The 16,408-nt window shown below is 69.1% G+C and carries 13 protein-coding genes; all 13 read right to left on the bottom strand.

Features of this window, described 5'->3' with window-relative positions; translation table 11 throughout:
• Window positions 1-13: 13 nt before the first annotated feature.
• Entirely contained in the window at window positions 14-478 is a 465-nt protein-coding gene (locus K225_RS0105100) for a CinA family protein (protein ID WP_081679598.1), read from the bottom strand.
• Between the two features lie 62 nt (window positions 479-540).
• Complete coding sequence (locus K225_RS0105095) at window positions 541-1,014, bottom strand: phosphatidylglycerophosphatase A (RefSeq protein ID WP_081679597.1); 474 nt, start codon at window positions 1,012-1,014, stop codon at window positions 541-543.
• Between the two features lie 200 nt (window positions 1,015-1,214).
• On the bottom strand, window positions 1,215-1,685 hold the full coding sequence (locus tag K225_RS0105090; RefSeq protein ID WP_026435405.1) for a universal stress protein: 471 nt from the start codon (window positions 1,683-1,685) through the stop codon (window positions 1,215-1,217).
• 33 nt (window positions 1,686-1,718) lie between these two features.
• Window positions 1,719-2,909 (bottom strand): acetate/propionate family kinase, encoded by a 1,191-nt coding sequence (locus K225_RS0105085; RefSeq protein WP_026435404.1) that lies wholly within the window; start codon window positions 2,907-2,909, stop codon window positions 1,719-1,721.
• Window positions 2,906-4,351, bottom strand: coding sequence for a bifunctional enoyl-CoA hydratase/phosphate acetyltransferase (locus tag K225_RS0105080; RefSeq protein WP_026435403.1), 1,446 nt, complete (start codon window positions 4,349-4,351; stop codon window positions 2,906-2,908). The genes K225_RS0105085 and K225_RS0105080 overlap by 4 nt, the downstream gene beginning before the upstream one ends.
• A 27-nt stretch (window positions 4,352-4,378) precedes the next feature.
• The gene (locus tag K225_RS0105075; protein WP_026435402.1) at window positions 4,379-5,509 is read right to left on the bottom strand and encodes an ABC transporter permease; all 1,131 of its coding nucleotides are present in this window, start codon (window positions 5,507-5,509) and stop codon (window positions 4,379-4,381) included.
• 2 nt (window positions 5,510-5,511) lie between these two features.
• Complete coding sequence (rbbA, locus tag K225_RS0105070; RefSeq protein ID WP_026435401.1) at window positions 5,512-8,274, bottom strand: ribosome-associated ATPase/putative transporter RbbA; 2,763 nt, start codon at window positions 8,272-8,274, stop codon at window positions 5,512-5,514.
• A 3-nt stretch (window positions 8,275-8,277) separates the two neighbouring features.
• The gene (locus K225_RS0105065; protein WP_026435400.1) at window positions 8,278-9,351 is read right to left on the bottom strand and encodes an HlyD family secretion protein; all 1,074 of its coding nucleotides are present in this window, start codon (window positions 9,349-9,351) and stop codon (window positions 8,278-8,280) included.
• Window positions 9,352-9,367: 16 nt separating this feature from the next.
• Window positions 9,368-10,831: an efflux transporter outer membrane subunit gene (locus K225_RS0105060; RefSeq protein WP_051248694.1), complete on the bottom strand. Its 1,464-nt coding sequence runs from the start codon at window positions 10,829-10,831 to the stop codon at window positions 9,368-9,370.
• Between the two features lie 2 nt (window positions 10,832-10,833).
• On the bottom strand, window positions 10,834-12,579 hold the full coding sequence (locus tag K225_RS0105055; protein WP_034711797.1) for an alpha/beta fold hydrolase: 1,746 nt from the start codon (window positions 12,577-12,579) through the stop codon (window positions 10,834-10,836).
• Between the two features lie 260 nt (window positions 12,580-12,839).
• Window positions 12,840-13,820 (bottom strand): thiamine-phosphate kinase, encoded by a 981-nt coding sequence (thiL, locus tag K225_RS0105050; protein ID WP_026435397.1) that lies wholly within the window; start codon window positions 13,818-13,820, stop codon window positions 12,840-12,842.
• Between the two features lie 103 nt (window positions 13,821-13,923).
• On the bottom strand, window positions 13,924-15,045 hold the full coding sequence (locus K225_RS0105045; protein WP_026435396.1) for a YbdK family carboxylate-amine ligase: 1,122 nt from the start codon (window positions 15,043-15,045) through the stop codon (window positions 13,924-13,926).
• Window positions 15,035-16,291: a cation:proton antiporter gene (locus tag K225_RS0105040; RefSeq protein ID WP_026435395.1), complete on the bottom strand. Its 1,257-nt coding sequence runs from the start codon at window positions 16,289-16,291 to the stop codon at window positions 15,035-15,037. The genes K225_RS0105045 and K225_RS0105040 overlap by 11 nt, the downstream gene beginning before the upstream one ends.
• Between the last annotated feature and the right edge of the window lie 117 nt (window positions 16,292-16,408).

Here is a 16,408-nt window from a genome sequence, read left to right as displayed (position 1 = left end):
GAGCGGCCAGCCGCTACTCCTTCTTCAACAGCTGGATCAGTCGTGTCAGTGCATGCCGTGCCGTGGCCGTACGCACGGCGGCGCGGTTGCCCGGAAAGTGCCGCAGTTCGCTGTGCCTATGTCCGTCCACGCTCCAGGCCAGCCACACCGTGCCCACCGGCTTCTCGGCGCTGCCGCCCGTAGGCCCGGCCACCCCGGTCACGGCGACGCTGACCTGCGCGCGCGAATGCGCCACGGCGCCCTCGGCCATGGCGCGTGCCACCGGCTCGCTCACCGCGCCATGCGCTGCGATCAGCGCGGCGGGCACGCCCAGCATCTCGGTCTTGGCGGCGTTGGAATAGGTGACGAAACCGCGTTCGAACCACTGGCTGGAGCCCGCCAGGTCGGTGCAGGCGGCGGCGATCATGCCGCCGGTGCAGCTTTCGGCGGTGGCCAGCATCCAGCCGCGCGCCAGCAGCTGGGCGGAAATTTGAGTCAAAGTAGCCTCTGGCGCTGGTGCATCAGGCGCTGGCAGCGCATCTTTGGAGGGTAACGACGGGCTCACCAGAAGAACCTCCACAGCGCGATGACCAGCAGGGTGCAGAACGCCGCCACGAAGTCGTCGAACAGGATGCCCCAGCCGCCACGCCAGCCGAAGCCTTTGAACAGCTGGTCGGCCCAGCCCACGGGCCCGGGCTTGGCAGCATCAAAGTAGCGGAACAGGGCAAACGCCACGGCCTGGCCCCAGAACCCCATGGGCATGGCCAGCCACAGTACCAGCCAGAAGGCCACCACCTCGTCCCAGACGATGCTGCCGGGATCGGACACGCCCATGTGCCGCGCCGTGACGGTGCAGGCCCACCAGCCGACCAGCGTGCCGGCGCCGATCAGCAGGCCGATCTGCTGCGCGCCCAGCCAGTACTGCAGCACCAGAAAGGCCAGCCAGGCCCACAGGGTGCCCACGGTGCCCGGTGCCTTGGGGCTCAGGCCAGCGCCAAAGCCCAGCGCAATGCAGTGCGCCGGGTGCTGCAGCATGAAAGTGGCGCTGGGCCGCCGTGGCGGCGGTGGCGTGCCGAGGGGGCGCGGCGTGGCATCGGTCACGTCAACCGGGTCAACTGGACCGCGCGGGGCGCCAGGGGGGGAGGGAATCACGCAGGGGCTCCGGGCGTTGCATCAGGGGTGGGAATGCTAGCAGCCCACGCTGCCGTCGCCCGGCTGCAGCGCCAGCAGCGTTTTCAGGCGGACGGGGCGGGCGCGGCCTCGGGCAGGCGCACCAGCAGCACCGGCACGGGGGAGGTGCGGGCGATCTGCTCGGCATCGCTGCCCAGAAACATGCGCGCCAGGCCGCGCCGCCCCTGGGTGCCCAGCACGATCAGGCGGGCGCCCCATTGCCGGGCCTCGTCGATCACCAGCGTGGCCACCTGGGCGTCCATGGCTTCCAGCAGCCGGGTCTCGGCCTGGATGCCTTGCGCGCTGAGCTGATCGCAGGCCTTGCGCAGCATGGTGTCAGCGCCCTTCAGGGCCACGGGCAGGAAGTCGGTGCGATACACCTCGGGGCGCACGAAGCCAACCGCGTGCGTCAGCGGATCGATGATGTGCAGCAGGCGCACCTGCGCACCCACCTTCAGTGCCAGGCCGGCGGCTTCTTTCAGCGCTTGTTCCGAGGCGGGGCTGCCGTCGAAGGGGACCAGGATTTTTTCGTACATGGACAACTCTTTGCAAAGGTGGAAAAGGTGAGCTCAGTGGCCTGGCATGCCGACCAGCGCGAGGGCGCGCCAGGCGGCAATCCACTCTTCATTGGTGGGCTCCACCGCCACGGGTACGCGGCTGGCGGCGGTTGAGATGAGAGGGGCGTTGCGTGCATTGGCATCGCCATCCAGTGCCACGCCCAGGAAGGCCAGATCGCGGCAGATGCGCGCGCGGATGGCGGCGTTGTGCTCGCCAATGCCGGCGGTGAAGACCAGCATGTCCAGCCCGCCCAGCACGGCGGCCATGGCGCCGATCTCGCGCACGATGCGCCGCACATACAGCGCCAGCGCGGCCTGCACGCGTTCGTTGCCGGCCTCCTGCTGCAGCAGCACGCGCGGGTCGGACGACACGCCCGACAGGCCCAGCAGGCCCGATTCGTGGTACAGCACATGGCCCACCTGTTCGAGCGTGAGCTTTTCGATCTCCATCAGGTACAGCACCGCGCCGGGGTCGAGCGCGCCGCAGCGCGTGCCCATCATCAGCCCGTCGAGCGCCGAAAACCCCATGGTGGTGGCCACGCTGCGCAGGCCCTGCAGGGCGCACAGGCTGGCGCCGCTGCCCAGGTGGGCCACGATGGTGCGCCCGCGCGCGGCATCGCCATGGCGTTCGGCCAGCGCGACCGACATGTATTCGTACGACAGGCCGTGAAAGCCGTAGCGGCGCAGGCCACGCTCCCAGGCGTCGTAGGGCAGGGGCAGCATTTTTTCGACATCGGGCAGCGTGTGGTGGAACGCCGTGTCAAAGCAGGCCACCTGGGGCAGGCCGGGTGCCGTGGAAAGCAGCGCCTCGATGGCTTCGAGCGCAAACGGCTGGTGCAGTGGCGCCAGCGGGATGTAGGTTTGGAGGTCGGCCAGCACGGCGGCGTCCACGCGCACCGGGTCGAAGTATTTGGCGCCGCCGTGCACCACGCGGTGCGCCACGGCGGCGATGCGGTGGCTGCCCAGGCGGGCGAGCACGCGCGCGCGGATGTGCTCCAGTGCCGCGTGGTAGGGCTGGGCGGCATCCAGCGCCACCGGGCCGGGCGCGCTGCCGGTCTCGCCAAAGGTGGGTGCAGGGCCGGTGATGCCATCGACCTTGCCGTTCCACAGGGGCTGGCGCGGCAGTGGGCGGGTGCTGGCATCGAACAGCGCGAACTTGATGCTCGACGAGCCGCAGTTGAGCACCAGGATGAGGTCGCTCATGGCGGCAGCACCTTGTAGCGGTGCGCCAGCAGCACGGCCACGGCGCAAGACGCAATGCGGGTTTCGCGCGAGTCGGCGCGGCTGGTGAGCACGATGGGCACGCGCGCGCCCAGCACGATGCCGGCGCTGGCCGCGCTGCCCATGAATTCGAGCTGCTTGGCCAGCATGTTGCCGCTCTCCAGGTCGGGCACGACCAGAATGTCGGCCCGGCCCGCCACCTCGGAGACGATGCCCTTGGTGTGCGCGGCTGCCATCGACACGGCGTTGTCGAAGGCCAGCGGCCCATCGAGCAGGGCGCCGGTGATCTGGCCGCGGTCGGCCATCTTGCACAGGGCGGCCGCATCCAGCGTGGCCGGCATGTGCGGGTTGATGGTTTCCACCGCCGCCAGGATGGCCACGCGCGGCTCGGCCACGCCGATGGCATGGGCCAGGTCGATGGCGTTGCGCACGATGTCGGCCTTGTCGTCCAGCGTGGGCGCGATGTTGATGGCGGCGTCGGTGATGATGAAGGGGCGCGGGTAGGCCGGTGTCTGCATCAGGTAGCAGTGGCTGATGCGCCGCTTGGTGCGCAGGCCGGTGCCGCTGGCCACCACGGCCGCCATGAGCTCGTCGGTGTGCAGGCTGCCTTTCATGAGGGCCTCCACACGCCCTTTCGCCACCAGCTCCACCGCGCGTGCGGCGGCCGCATGGCTGTGGGGCACGTCTTCGATGGCGATGCCGGCAATGTCCAGCCCGCTCTCTTGCGCCACTGCCAGGATGCGCGCGCGCGGGCCCACGAGCACGGGCGTGATGAGCCCGGCCGCACGCGCATCCAGCGCACCCGAAAGGCTGAGCGCGTCGCAGGGGTGCACCACCGCCATGGGGCTTGCGCCCAGCGGGCGCACATGGTCCAGCAGCCGGTGCAGGCCGTCGCCGTTGACGGTCAGGCGCACCTCGGGCAGCGTGGTGCGCGCGCGTTCGATGCGCTCGGTGGGGGCGATCACATCGGCCTCGCCGCTGATCACGGCCACGCCGTCCTGGTTGGTGCAGCTGCAGGCCAGCTTCAGGCGTTTCTTGGCCTCGTCGCGTGCGGTCACGGTCACGCCCACGCGCAGGGTGTCACCCACGCGCACGGGTGCCAGAAATTGGAGCGTCTGCCCCAGGTAGATGGTGCCGGGGCCGGGCAGGCGTGTGCCCAGCACCGCCGAAATCAGGGCGCCGCCGAGCATGCCGTGGGCAATGACGCCCTGAAAGCGCGTGGAGGCGGCGTATTCCGCGTCCAGGTGCTGCGGGTTCACGTCGCCCGAGAGCACCGCAAAGAGCTGGATGTCCTCGGTGCCGAGCGTGCGCTCGAACGATGCGGTGTCGCCCACCGCGATCTCGTCGAAGGTGCGGTTGCGCACCGTGCCCAGGTCGTTGCCGGCAGCGATCGCGGGGGGGAGAGCGGGCAGGGTGTCTGGCATGGGACTCCGGAGGATGGGAAGGATGGATCAGGCCATCTGGCTGATGGTCTTGCGAAAACGCGCCAGCGAGGCCGTGAACAGCACGGCGCCAATGGCCAGTATGGCCAGCCATTGTGGCCAGACCATGTCGAGGCCGGCGCCCCGGTACAGGATGGCCTGCGCGGCCGTCACGAAATGCGTGGTGGGCGCGGCCAGCATCACATATTGCACCAGCTCCGGCATGCTTTCGCGCGGGGTCACGCCCCCCGACAGCATCTGCAGCGGCAGCAGGGTCAGCACCAGCAGCATGCCGAACTGCGGCATGGAGCGGGCCACGGTGGCCAGGAAGATGCCCATGGAGGTGGTGGCAAACAGGTGCAGCGCCGCCAGCACCATGAACAGCGGCACCGAGCCCTGCACTGGCACCTGCAGGGCGCCCTGCACCACGAACACCAGCGCCACCAGCGCCGCCAGCAGCACCACCAGCCCCATGGACCAGACCTTGGCCAGCATGATCTCGCCGGGCGTCACGGGCATGACCAGCAGATGCTCGATGGTGCCGTGCTCGCGCTCGCGGATCAGCGCCGCGCCGGTCAGGATGATGGACAGCATGGTGACGTTGTTGATGATCTCCATCAGCGAGCCGAACCAGGCCTGCTCCAGGTTGGGGTTGAAGCGCATGCGCACGTTCAGATCGACCGGCAGCTGCGCATCGCCGCGGTGGCGCTGCACGAACTCGCCCACCTCGCCCGCCACGATCTGCTGGATATAGCCGCTGCCGGTGAAGGCCTGGCTCATGCGCGTGGCATCCACGTTGAGCTGCACCACAGGGGCCAGCCCGGCCAGCACCTCGCGCTGAAAGTTGGGCGGAATGTCGAGGACGAAGGTGTAGTTGCCGTTGTCCATGCCGGCATCCATCTCGGCCAGCGTGATCAGGCGCGGGGTGGTGAAGTACGGCGGATAGAAGCTGGCCACGATGCGCGCCGACAGCGGCGAATCGTCTTCGTCCACGATGGCGATGGCCGCCTTGTGCAGGCTCTCGGGCATGGCCGTGGCGGCCACGTAGATCGACACGGTGAAGGTGTAGACGATCAGCACCAGCATCATGGGGTCGCGCACCAGGCTCCACAGTTCCTTGATGCCCAGGCGCCAGATGTTGGCAAGGGATGCGGCGTGCATGCTCAGGCCTCCTGCTTGCGCAGCAGCAGTATCGCCGCGCTGACGATCACCGGCGCCGCGATCAGCAAGGGCCAGAACGACGGCAGCAGGCTGCCCAGGTCCAGTGCCTTGCTGAAAACGCCCCGGCTGATGGTCAGGAAATGCGTGGCCGGGAAAATGCGGCCCACGAAGGCGCCCACGCCTTCGAGCGAGGACACCGGGTTGATCAGCCCCGCATACTGGATGGACGGAATCAGCGTGCCGATCATGGTGACGAACATCGCCGAAATCTGGCTGCGCGTGAAGGTGGAGGCCAGCAGGCCAATCCCCGTGGAAGACACCACGAACACCAGCGCTGCCAGCGCCAGGGTGGCAAAGCTGCCCTTGAGCGGCACGTCAAACACCGTGACGGCCATCGCGGTCATGAGCAGGAAGTTGAACATGGCCAGCACGATGTAGGGCAGCTGCTTGCCCAGCAGGAACTCGGCCCGCGTGACGGGCGTGACGTAGAGGTTGATGATGGAGCCCAGCTCCTTTTCGCGCACCACCGAGAGCGCCGTGAGCATGGCCGGTATCAGCATCAGCAGCAGCGGAATCACGGCCGGCACCATGGCGGGCAGGCTCTTCACGTCGGGGTTGTAGCGAAAACGGGTCTCGACCGCGCTGGCCGTCGCCAGCCGCACGCCCAGCCGGTGCCGCGCCTGGTCGGCCAGCCACATCTGGTGCATGGCGCCGATGTAGCCGCGCACGGTTTCCGCCCGCATGGGCATGGCACCGTCCACCCAGGCGGCCACCTGCACCGCGCGCCCATGCTGCAGGTCGCGCGCAAATCCGGGCGGGATCTCGATGACCAGCGCCAGCTCGCCGCTGCGCATGCGCTGGTCCAGCTCGGCGTGGCTGTGGACGGGGGGCTTTTCGATGAAGTAGCGCGAGCCCGCGAGGTTGAGGGTGTAGTTCTGGCTCAGTGTGGTCTGGTCCTGGTCGAGCACGGCGTAGCTGAGGTCTTCCACGTCCATGCTGATGCCGTAGCCGATGATGAACATCAGCAGGGCGGTGCCGAGCAGCGCCAGCGTGGCGCGCACCGGGTCGCGCCGCAGCTCCAGTGTCTCGCGCCACATGTAGCTCAGGGCGCGGCCCAGGTTGAAGAAGTCCCGGCGGCGCGGCGTGGCGGAGGGTGCGCTGTGCGGGTGGGGTGGGGGTGCGGTGGCGGCGGGTGCGGGCAGGTTGTGGGCGGGCACGTCCCGCCGTGCATCCGAGGCATCTGCCAGGTAGGCAATGAAGGCCTGCTCCAGCGAGCCCGCGCCGCGCTGCGCGGCAATGTCTGCCGGCGGGGCGCTGACCAGCACCTTGCCGGCATGCATGAGCGAGATGCGGTCGCAGCGTTCGGCCTCGTTCATGAAGTGGGTGGAGATGAAGATCGTCACCCGGTCGCGCCGCGACAGCTCGATCAGCAGGCGCCAGAAATTGTCGCGCGCCACCGGGTCCACGCCCGAGGTGGGTTCGTCCAGGATCAGCAGCTCGGGCTGGTGCACCATGGCCACGGCCAGTGACAGGCGCTGGCGCAGGCCCAGGGGCAGGGCATCGGGCAGGCTGTCGATTTCGTCCTGCAGGCCAAAGCGCTCGACCATGGCCTGCACGCGCGCCTGCACCTGCGCCTCGGGCACATGGAACAGGCGCGCGTGCAGCACCAGGTTCTGCCGCACGGTCTGCTCGCCATACAGCGAAAACGCCTGCGACATGTAGCCCACACGGCGGCGGGTCTCGATGTCGCGGGGGTCCACCTTCTGGCCGAACAACCAGGCCTCGCCCTCGCTGGCCGGCAGCAGCCCGGTCAGCATCTTCATGGTGGTGGACTTGCCGCAGCCGTTGGAGCCCAGAAAACCAAAAATCTCGCCGCGGCGGATGCGGAAATCCACCCGGTCCACGGCCACGAAGTCGCCAAAGCGCATGGTCAGGCCCTGCGCCTCGATGGCCACCTGTGTGTCCTCGTCCAGCGCCAGCGGCGTGATTTCCACGGGCTGGTGGCCGCGTTTCCTTTCCTCGGGCAGCAGCGCGATGAAGGCGGCCTCGAGGTTGCGGGTGCCGGTGCGTTGCAGCAGCGCGGGGGGCGTGCCGGTGGCCAGCACCTGGCCGTCGTCCATGGCCACCAGCCAGTCAAAGCGCTGGGCTTCATCCATGTAGGCGGTGGCCACGACCACGCTCATCTGCGGGCGCTCTTGCCGGATGCTGGCGATCAGGTCCCAGAACTGGGCGCGTGCCAGCGGGTCCACGCCGGTGGTGGGCTCGTCCAGGATCAGCAGATCGGGGTCGTGGATCAGCGCGCAGCACAGGCCGAGCTTTTGCTTCATGCCGCCCGAGAGCTTGCCCGCCGGGCGCGCCAGGAAGGGGTGCAGGCCGGTGCTGTGCGTCAGGTGGTCGATGCGCCGGCGGCGCTCGGCCGCATCGTGGCCGAACAGGCGGGCGAAGAACTGCAGGTTTTCCTCGACCGAGAGTGTGGGGTACAGGTTTTTCCCCAGGCCCTGGGGCATGTAGGCGATGCGCGGGCAGACCGCATCGCGGTGCCGTTGGCTGCGCATGTCACCGTCCAGCACCTGCAGGCTGCCCTGCTGCAGCGCCCGTGCGCCCGACAGCAAGGCCAGCAGGCTGGACTTGCCCACGCCGTCCGGGCCGATGAGCCCGACCATGCGCCGGGCCGGCAGCTCCAGCTGTATGTCCGCCAGTGCCACGGTCTTGCCATAGCGCAGGCCCACTCCGTCCAGACGGGCCACACAGGGTACAGCGGCCACGCCTTACTCCGGCAGCTTCACAGCCAGACGGGCGGGCCAGGGGGCCGCCGCATCGAGCTTGAGCCAGGCCATGCCGGGCAGGCCGGTCTTGACCAGCTGGGCATGCTTTTGCAGCAACTCGGGAGCGATCTGCGCCTTGACGCGGAACATCATCTTTTGCCGTTCGCTGGCGGTTTCCACCGTTTTGGGGGTGAATTGCGCGGTGCTGGCCACGAACGAAACCTTGGCCGGAATCACCAGCTGCGGCGCCGCATCGAGCACGATGCGCACCTCGCTGCCCAGGGCCAGCCTGCCGGCCACGGGTTCGGGCAGGAAGAAGGTCATGTAGACATCGGACAGGTCCACCAGATTGAGCACCTTGCCGCCGCCGCCGATCACCTCGCCCGGCTGGGCGATGCGGTATTGCACGCGGCCGCTGCGGGGCGCCACGAGCGCGCTGTCGTCAATGTCGGCCTTGATGCGCGCCACGGATGCTTCGGCGGCCGTCACGGCAGCGCGCGCGCTGGCCACCTGGGTGCGTGCGGCGGTGATGGCAGCCTGCGCGGCATCGGCCTGGGCCTTGGCCGCCACCACGGCGGCCTGCAGGCTGCGTTCGCGGGCGCGGTCATCGTCCACTTCCTGGTCGGACGAGGCGCCTTCGCGCACCAGCGTCTGCGAGCGGGCCAGGCGCCGCTGCGCAGCCTCCAGCTCGCTCTGGCGCTGCGCCACCAGGGCCTGCACGGCCTGCCGGTCGCTTTCGCGCACTGCGACCTGGGCCTGGGCGCTGGCCACGGCAGCAACGGCCTGCTGGTGCCGTGCCTGGGCTTCGTCGCGCGAGGCTTCCAGCGTGCTGATCTGCATGTGGGCCAGGGTCTGGCCGGCGGTGACGAAGTCGCCCTCTTTCACCACAATGCCCTGCACGCGGCCGCCCAGCTTGGCCGCCACGTCGATCTCGGTGGCTTCGATGCGGCCATTGCCGCTGACAAATCCGTCGCCGGGGCCCTGGGGGCGCAGCGTGGACCAGGCGTAGGCGCCACCGGCCAATATGGCGGCTGCAATGGCCAGGAGGATGAGCCGGTTCTTGAGGGTGGAATTCATGGTGCTTGACGGGGGCTCAGGGAACGGAATCTGTGGGTGGCGTGGCCATGGCGGGCGCGGCCAGCGCGCCACCGCCCAGCGCGGCATACAGGCCGACCTGGCTGGACAGGACGGCGCGGCGCATCTGCACCACCTGCTGCTCGGCCACCAGCAGGTCGCGCTGGGCATCGAGCACCTCCAGGAAGGCGGCGGCGCCGTGGTCATAGCGCAACTGGGACAGGCGCGCGCGCTCGCTCTGGGCGGCCCGCGCATCCTGGGCAATGGCCAGCTGGCGGGCCAGTGCCTGGCGCGCCACCAGCGCGTCGGACACATCGCGGAAGGCGCCCTGCACGGTTTTCTCGTAGTTCGCCACGGCGATGTCGCGGCGCACCTCGGTCAGCCGAAGGTTGTTGCGCAAGCGTCCGCCGTTGAAGAGGGGCAGTGAAATACTGGGCGAGAACGTCCAGGCCTGGCTGCCGCTGTCGAACAGGCCACCGAGCTCGGCGCTGGCGGTACCCAGCAAGCCCGTGAGGGCCACGCGCGGGAAAAAAGCCGCACGCGCCGCGCCGATCTGCGCCTGGGCTGCGCGCAGCTGGTGCTCGGCCGCCATGATGTCGGGGCGCTGGACGAGCAGGTCGGAGGGCAGGCCCGCGCGCAGCGGCGGCATCGACAGGCTGTCCAGCCGCGCGGCTGCGGCGGGCGGTGCCACGGGCGACCCCACCAGCAGCGCCAGGGCGTTGGCCTGCTGCGCGCGCGCCTGCTCCAGCTGGGCGCCCAGTGCCTGGGCCTGGGTGAGCAGTGTCTGCACCTGGGTCAGGTTCAGCCGCGAGGCGGAGCCCACATCCACACGGCGCTGGAAGATGCGCAGGCTTTCCTGGCGGCTGGCGATGGCCTGGTGCGCCAGCTCCAGGCGTTCGTCGAGCTCCCGCAGTGCCAGTTCGCTCTGGGCGACCTGTGCGATCAGGCCCAGGGTGGCGGCGTGGCGGGCGGCATCGGTGGCCAGGTAGTTTTGCAGTGCCGCGTCGTTCAGGCTGCGCACCCGCCCCCAGAAGTCGATTTCCCAGCTGGCCAGGCCCAGGCCCGCCTGGTACTGGCTGCTCAGGAGGGGCTGGCCCGTCAGGTTCAGGTCGGCCGGCACGCGCGAGCGGTCCAGGCTCGCCTGGGCGCCGAAGGTGGGCAGCAGATCGGCGCGCTGGATGCCATGGGCGGCGCGGGCCTCCTGCACGCGCAGCGCGGTGGCGCGCAGGCCGCGGTTGTTCGCTAGCGCCTGGGCAATCAGGGTTGGCAGGCGCGGGTCGGTGAAATAGTCGCGCCAGCCGGTGGTGGCGGCCGGGGTGCCCTCGTCGGGCGCGGGCATGGCGTAGTGCGCAGGCACCGGCAGGGCGGGCGTTTCATGGGGTGGCGCCATGGAGGCGCAGCCGGCCAGCGCCCCGATGGCGGCCACCAGGGGGAAGGCGCGCAGTGCGGTGGGATGACTGGTGTGGTACGGGTGGCGATCCATGGCTATTTCTGCAGCACATAGGTGCCCGGGGCGTCGCCGACGGGCTTGTAGGCGCCCGACCCGGTGCGTGGGGGCTTGACCGGTGCGCCCGAGCGCGCCTTCAGCCACGCCAGCCAGGCGGGCCACCAGGAGTCGGGTGTTTCCGGGGCGGTGGCCAGCCACGCGTCAGGCGGCAGGTAGTTGCCGCCCGCCGGACGGGTCAGCATCTGGAAATGCCGGCGCGGGTTGCCGGGCGGGCTGACGATGCCTGCATTGTGGCCGCCACTGGTGAGCACGAAGGTGGTTTCGGCGGGGCTCAGCTGCTGCAGCTTGAAGACCGAACGCCAGGGCGCCACATGGTCGGTGACGGTGCCGACCATGAAGGTGGGCAAGGTGATGTCGCCCAGCGCCACGGGCTTGCCGCCCACCGGGTAGCGGCCTTCGCTGAGGTCGTCGTCGAGGAACAGCCGGCGCAGGTACTGCGAGTGCATGGTGGCCGGCATGCGCGTGGTGTCGGCGTTCCAGGCCATCAGGTCGTTCACGGGGGGCCGCTCGCCCAACAGGTATTCGTTGACCAGGCGCGACCAGAGCAGGTCGTAGGAGCGCAGCATCTGGAACGCGCCGGCCATCTGGGCCCCGGTGAGGTAGCCGGTCTGGGCCATTTGCGCTTCCAGCAGGCTGATCTGGCTGTTGTCGATGAACAGGGCCAGTTCGCCCGGCTCGGTGAAGTCGGTCTGCGCCGCGAACAGCGTCATGGAGTCCAGGCGCTCATCCCCGTCGCGCGCCATGGCGGCGGCCGCAATCGCCAGCAGCGTGCCACCCAGGCAGTAGCCGGCGGCGTGCACCTTGGCCTGGGGCACGATGGAGTGAACGGCGTTCAATGCGGCGTGAAAGCCCTGGTCCAGGTAATCGTCCATGCCCAGATCACGGTCCTCGGGACCGGGGTTGATCCAGGAAATACAGAACACCGTGTGCCCCTGGTCCACCAGATATTGGATGAGCGAGTTGGGGGGCGACAAGTCGAGGATGTAGTACTTCATGATCCACGCCGGCACGATCAGGATCGGTTCGGGGTGCACGGCTTGGGTGGTGGGCGTGTACTGGATCAGTTCCATCACGCGGTTCTTCAGCACCACCTTGCCGGGGGTGATGCCCACATCGCGGCCGACCACGAAATGCTCGGCGCCCGCGGGTGGTGCGCCTGCGGCATGGCGCCTGGCGTCCTCCAGCAGATGGAGCGCGCCACGCGCCAGGTTGGCGCCGCCTTGCGCGAGCGTGCGGTTCAGCACCACGGGGTTGGTGGCCAGCTGGTTGCCGGGCGAGAACACGTCGAGGAACTGCCGGGCCGCGAAGGCCACCATGTCTTCGTGGTGCTTGTCCACCCCCCACACGCCGTGCGTTGCGGCGGCCCACCATTGCTCGGTGAGCACAAAGGACTGGTGCACGAGGTTGAAAGGCCACTGCTGCCACGCGGGGTCGGCAAAGCGCCGGTCCTGGGCAGGGGTCGCCACGGCATGGCGGGCTTCCTTGTCGGGGCCGGCCGCCATCCGGGCCTGGGCGTAGGCGGCCATCTCCTGCCCCTGGCGCAGCGCCAGGTGCGCCAGGTCCATGCACTTGCCTGGCGAGGCGGCCAGATGCAGGGCCCAGTCACTGCCCGCCATCAGGGCGGAGGCGTGGAACAGCGACGCGACGCTGCGGGCCAGTGCCGCATGGACGGTGGGGTCGAGCCTCTCGGCCATGGACAGGGGCGTGTTGGTGGGGGTTGGCATGTGGGGAGTCTCCGGCGAAGAGCGGGCCAAGGGTGCCGGGATACTTTACGAAGTGGCGGCGTGTGCGAATTGACGTGTGTCAATTTGTGGCGGATTGCCGACGGGGCGGCCGCTGTCAGCGCACCCGCATAGGCAGGGACCAAGACACAACGATGTCAACGATGTCCCCGCCGAACGCGCCGAACGCGCCGAACGCGCCGAACGCGCCGTCGCACGATGCCCTGCGGTGCGCGTGCGGGGATGTGAATCCGGGCGCGAATTCAGCCGGGCGCGAAGTGATCGAATGATGCGTAGCGCCGTGCGACCGGCTGCCCCTGCGCATCCACCAGCCGCAGGCCCGGCGTGGCCTCGATGCGACCGATGCGCGTGACGGGCGTGTCGCTGGCCAGGGCCGCGGCGGCCACCGCAGCGCGCCGGGCCAGCGGGGCGGTGAACGCCAGTTCGTAGTCGTCGCCCCCCGCCAGCGTGCATTGGCGAACCAGTTCGGGATCAAATCGGCCGATAGATTTTGGTGGATAGGCGCTGGCAGCTATCAAATTTGAAATTATTTGGGTGTCGAGGCACGCCCCGACACCCGACGCTTTCAGGATGTGCGACAGGTCGCCCAGCAGCCCGTCGCTCACATCCAGGGCACTGCTGGCCACGCCGCGCAGGGCCTGGCCCAGGGCCACGCGGGGCGTGGGCTGCTCCAGCCGCAGGCGGCTGGCGGCCAGCACCTCGGGGGGCAGGACGATGTGTCCCTGCAGCGCCTCCAGCGCCAGGCGGGCGTCGCCCAGCGTGCCGCTCACATAGATGTCGTCACCGGGCCGTGCGCCGCTGCGCAGCAGGGCTTGGCCGGCTGGCACTTCGCCGAACACGGTGATGCAGATATTGAGCGGGCCCTGCGTGGTGTCGCCTCCCACCAGCTCGCAGCCATGGGCATCGGCCAGCGCCAGCAACCCGCTGGAGAAGCCCGCCAGCCAGGCCCCATCCACGCGGGGCAGCGCCAGCGCCAGCGTGAAGGCCAGCGGGCGCGCGCCGCAGGCCGCCAGGTCCGACAGGTTCACGGCCAGCGCCTTGTGGCCCAGGCGTTCGGGGGCTACGTCGGCAAAGAAATGCCGGCCCTCCACCAGCATGTCGCTGGACACGGCCAGCTGCATGCCCGGCGTGGGCGCCAGCAGCGCGCAGTCGTCGCCCACGCCGAGCGCGGCGCGCTGCACGGGCCGCGTGAAATAGCGTGCGATCAGGTCGAATTCACCCATGGGTGAGGATTGTGCGGTGTATCGAGTGCAGAGCCGCCAGTGCGTGGTACGGGCGCTGGCGGCGTCCCCCTGGGGAAAGGCGCCGAAGGCGACTCAGGGGGGATCAGTTCGTGCCACGAAAGCGCAGCGCGGCCTGGCGGCTGACTTCGGCCAGCAACTGTTCTTCGCGCTGGCACTCGCGCAGCCAGCGGGCGTCGTTGTGACCGGCTTCGGCCTCGGTGCGCAGCATGTGCATGGCGTTCGATGCACCTTGCATGGCGGCGTGTCCGGCGATCTGGTCCATGGTCATGCGGATATGGTCGCGCAGCGGCATGTGGCTGCCGGTGGCCGGGTCCACATACACGGCGTCCATGCCAAAGCGGCAGGCCTGAAAGCGGTTGTAGGTGTAGACGAGGTAGTCATCTTCCTGGGGCATGAACGGCTGCTCGGCCAGGAACCATGCGCCCAGCGACTGCACGAAACCGGCCAGCGCGGCGGCGCGCTCGATGGTCAGCGGGGTGTCGAACACGCGGATCTCGATGGTGCCGAACTCGGGCTTGGGGCGGATGTCCCAGTAAAAGTCCTTCATGCTCTTGACCACGCCGGTGCGCGTCATCTTGTTGAAATAGGCCGTGAAATCGTCCCAGGTCAGCGCAAACGGCGCACGGCCCGACAGCGGAAACGCAAACACCGAGTTGAGCCGCGCCGAGTCGAACGCCGTGTCCTGCCCCTGCACGTAGGGGCTGGACGCCGACAGCGCAATGAAGTGCGGGATGTAGCGCGACATGCGGTGCAGCATCAGGAGCGCCGCGTCGGCATCGGGACAGCCGATGTGCACATGCTGGCCAAAGATGGTGAACTGCTTGGAGAGGTAGCCATACAGCTGCGACAGTTCCTGAAAGCGCGGTTTGTCGTAGATGCGCCGCTCATGCCACTGCTGGAACGGGTGTGTGCCGCCACCCACCACGGCAATGTTGAGCTTGTCGGCGCTCTTGACCAGCGCTTCGCGGATGGGACTGAGCTGACCCAGCACCTCGCTGGCCGAATGGCAGATGCCGGTGGAGATCTCGATCATGCTGTTGGTCATCTCGGGGACCACGCTGCCGGGCAGCGGCACCTTGCGCATCAGGCGCAGCATGTCTTCGGCGTAGGGCGCCAGGTCGTAGTCGTGGGTGTTGACCAGCTGCAGTTCCAGCTCGACGCCCAGCGTCAGCGGCTCGGAATGGTGAAATGCTTCAAGACTCACTGCTGTCTCCATGGCCGCCGCGCGCGAGCGGGGCCCAGGGTTTGGAACTCTCGCCCGCGCGGTAGATGGCCACCGTGGCGATCACGGCACCCAGCACTTCCATGAGCAGGATGGCCGGCAGCGCCACGCGGGCGATCAGATGGCCCGTGGAGGGCGATGCCACCACGAACTGCGATGCGATCAGCAGCGCGATGGCCGACATGGGTGTCATGGCGCAGCCCACCCACAGGGCCTGGCGCCAGCTGGCGCCGCTGCCCACATTGCCCAGTCCCACGCCCACGGCCTTGGCCACCAGGCGCACGGCGATCAGCGCCAGCACCACGCCGGCCACGGGGCCGCTCCAGTCGGCCTGCGCCGCTACCGTGGACACCAGCACGAACATCAGCATGGTGAGCAGCGACGAGGCGGTGCCCAGCTGGCGCGGCCAGGCCCAGGGGCGCGGATTGAGCTGCTTGAGCAGCATGCCGCCCAGCAGCGCCGCCAGGGGGGCAGAGCCGCCCATGTGCGCGGCCACCGCCGTGGCCGCGGCGATCAGGGCCAGCAGCAGCATGGAGGTGTTCTCGCTGGTGGGGTTCATGAAGCGCAGGGCCATGCGCAGCACCAGCGACAACACGGCCGCCACGATGATCGACACGCCCAGCACCACCACCACGGGATACATGGTGTCGAGCAGCGTGACGCTTTGGCGGTTGATCTGCTCTGCGCGGGCGCTGCCCAGCGTCAGCGCATACAGGGTGGACAGGGTGGCGAGCACGATGGCGCGCTCGGTCACCGGGCCGGCTGCGCGGGTGTCCGCCACCACGCGCGTGAGCACGGCGGGCGAAGCCGCGAGAGCCACCAGGGCCAGGGGGGCGGCCACATGCGCAGGCATGTCGAGCCACACCAGCACCCAATAGACGGCAAAGTAGGTCAGCGCCGATTCGGCAATGCTCTGCACCAGCACCATGGGGTTGTGGCGAAACCAGCGCAGCGGAATGCGCGCGCCGCATTCGAACAGCACGATGGAGATACCGAGCTCCAGCAGAAACAGCCCAATGCCCTGCAACGGCCACACCGCCCCGCTGAAGCCCGCCAGACCGGCAACGGTGCCGACCAGGGAATAGCCCACCACCTTGGGCAGACCCGTGTGGCGCTGGGTGAGGTAGCCCACCATGGCGGCCACTGCCAGCAGCAGTGACCACTGCACGGTGGGCAGCCCCGCCGAAGGGCGCAGCCACTGGGCCCAGAAGCTCAGGATTTCATTCATGTCATAGGTCCTCTCCATCAGACGGGCAGCGCCCGGTGGACGGGAAGAAAAAGCAGGCTGCCAGCCGGCCCCGCAGTCCTTCCCGGCGGTTGCCTGAATTTACCTGCGCAAACGCGA

Origin of the sequence: Acidovorax sp. JHL-9, assembly GCF_000426205.1 — a bacterium.
Classification (GTDB): domain Bacteria; phylum Pseudomonadota; class Gammaproteobacteria; order Burkholderiales; family Burkholderiaceae_C; genus Acidovorax; species Acidovorax soli.
This window is presented reverse-complemented; position numbering and strand designations above follow the sequence as displayed.

What these genes read in the sequence shown, in the direction of transcription:
- K225_RS0105040 (WP_026435395.1), bottom strand. Translation starts at nt 16,291, where the DNA reads ATGAATGAAATCCTGAGCTTCTGGGCCCAGTGGCTGCGCCCTTCGGCG.
- thiL (WP_026435397.1), bottom strand. Translation starts at nt 13,820, where the DNA reads ATGGGTGAATTCGACCTGATCGCACGCTATTTCACGCGGCCCGTGCAG.
- K225_RS0105065 (WP_026435400.1), bottom strand. Translation starts at nt 9,351, where the DNA reads ATGAATTCCACCCTCAAGAACCGGCTCATCCTCCTGGCCATTGCAGCC.
- K225_RS0105055 (WP_034711797.1), bottom strand. Translation starts at nt 12,579, where the DNA reads ATGCCAACCCCCACCAACACGCCCCTGTCCATGGCCGAGAGGCTCGAC.
- K225_RS0105095 (WP_081679597.1), bottom strand. Translation starts at nt 1,014, where the DNA reads ATGCTGCAGCACCCGGCGCACTGCATTGCGCTGGGCTTTGGCGCTGGC.
- K225_RS0105085 (WP_026435404.1), bottom strand. Translation starts at nt 2,909, where the DNA reads ATGAGCGACCTCATCCTGGTGCTCAACTGCGGCTCGTCGAGCATCAAG.
- K225_RS0105060 (WP_051248694.1), bottom strand. Translation starts at nt 10,831, where the DNA reads ATGGATCGCCACCCGTACCACACCAGTCATCCCACCGCACTGCGCGCC.
- K225_RS0105090 (WP_026435405.1), bottom strand. Translation starts at nt 1,685, where the DNA reads ATGTACGAAAAAATCCTGGTCCCCTTCGACGGCAGCCCCGCCTCGGAA.
- K225_RS0105075 (WP_026435402.1), bottom strand. Translation starts at nt 5,509, where the DNA reads ATGCACGCCGCATCCCTTGCCAACATCTGGCGCCTGGGCATCAAGGAA.
- K225_RS0105080 (WP_026435403.1), bottom strand. Translation starts at nt 4,351, where the DNA reads ATGCCAGACACCCTGCCCGCTCTCCCCCCCGCGATCGCTGCCGGCAAC.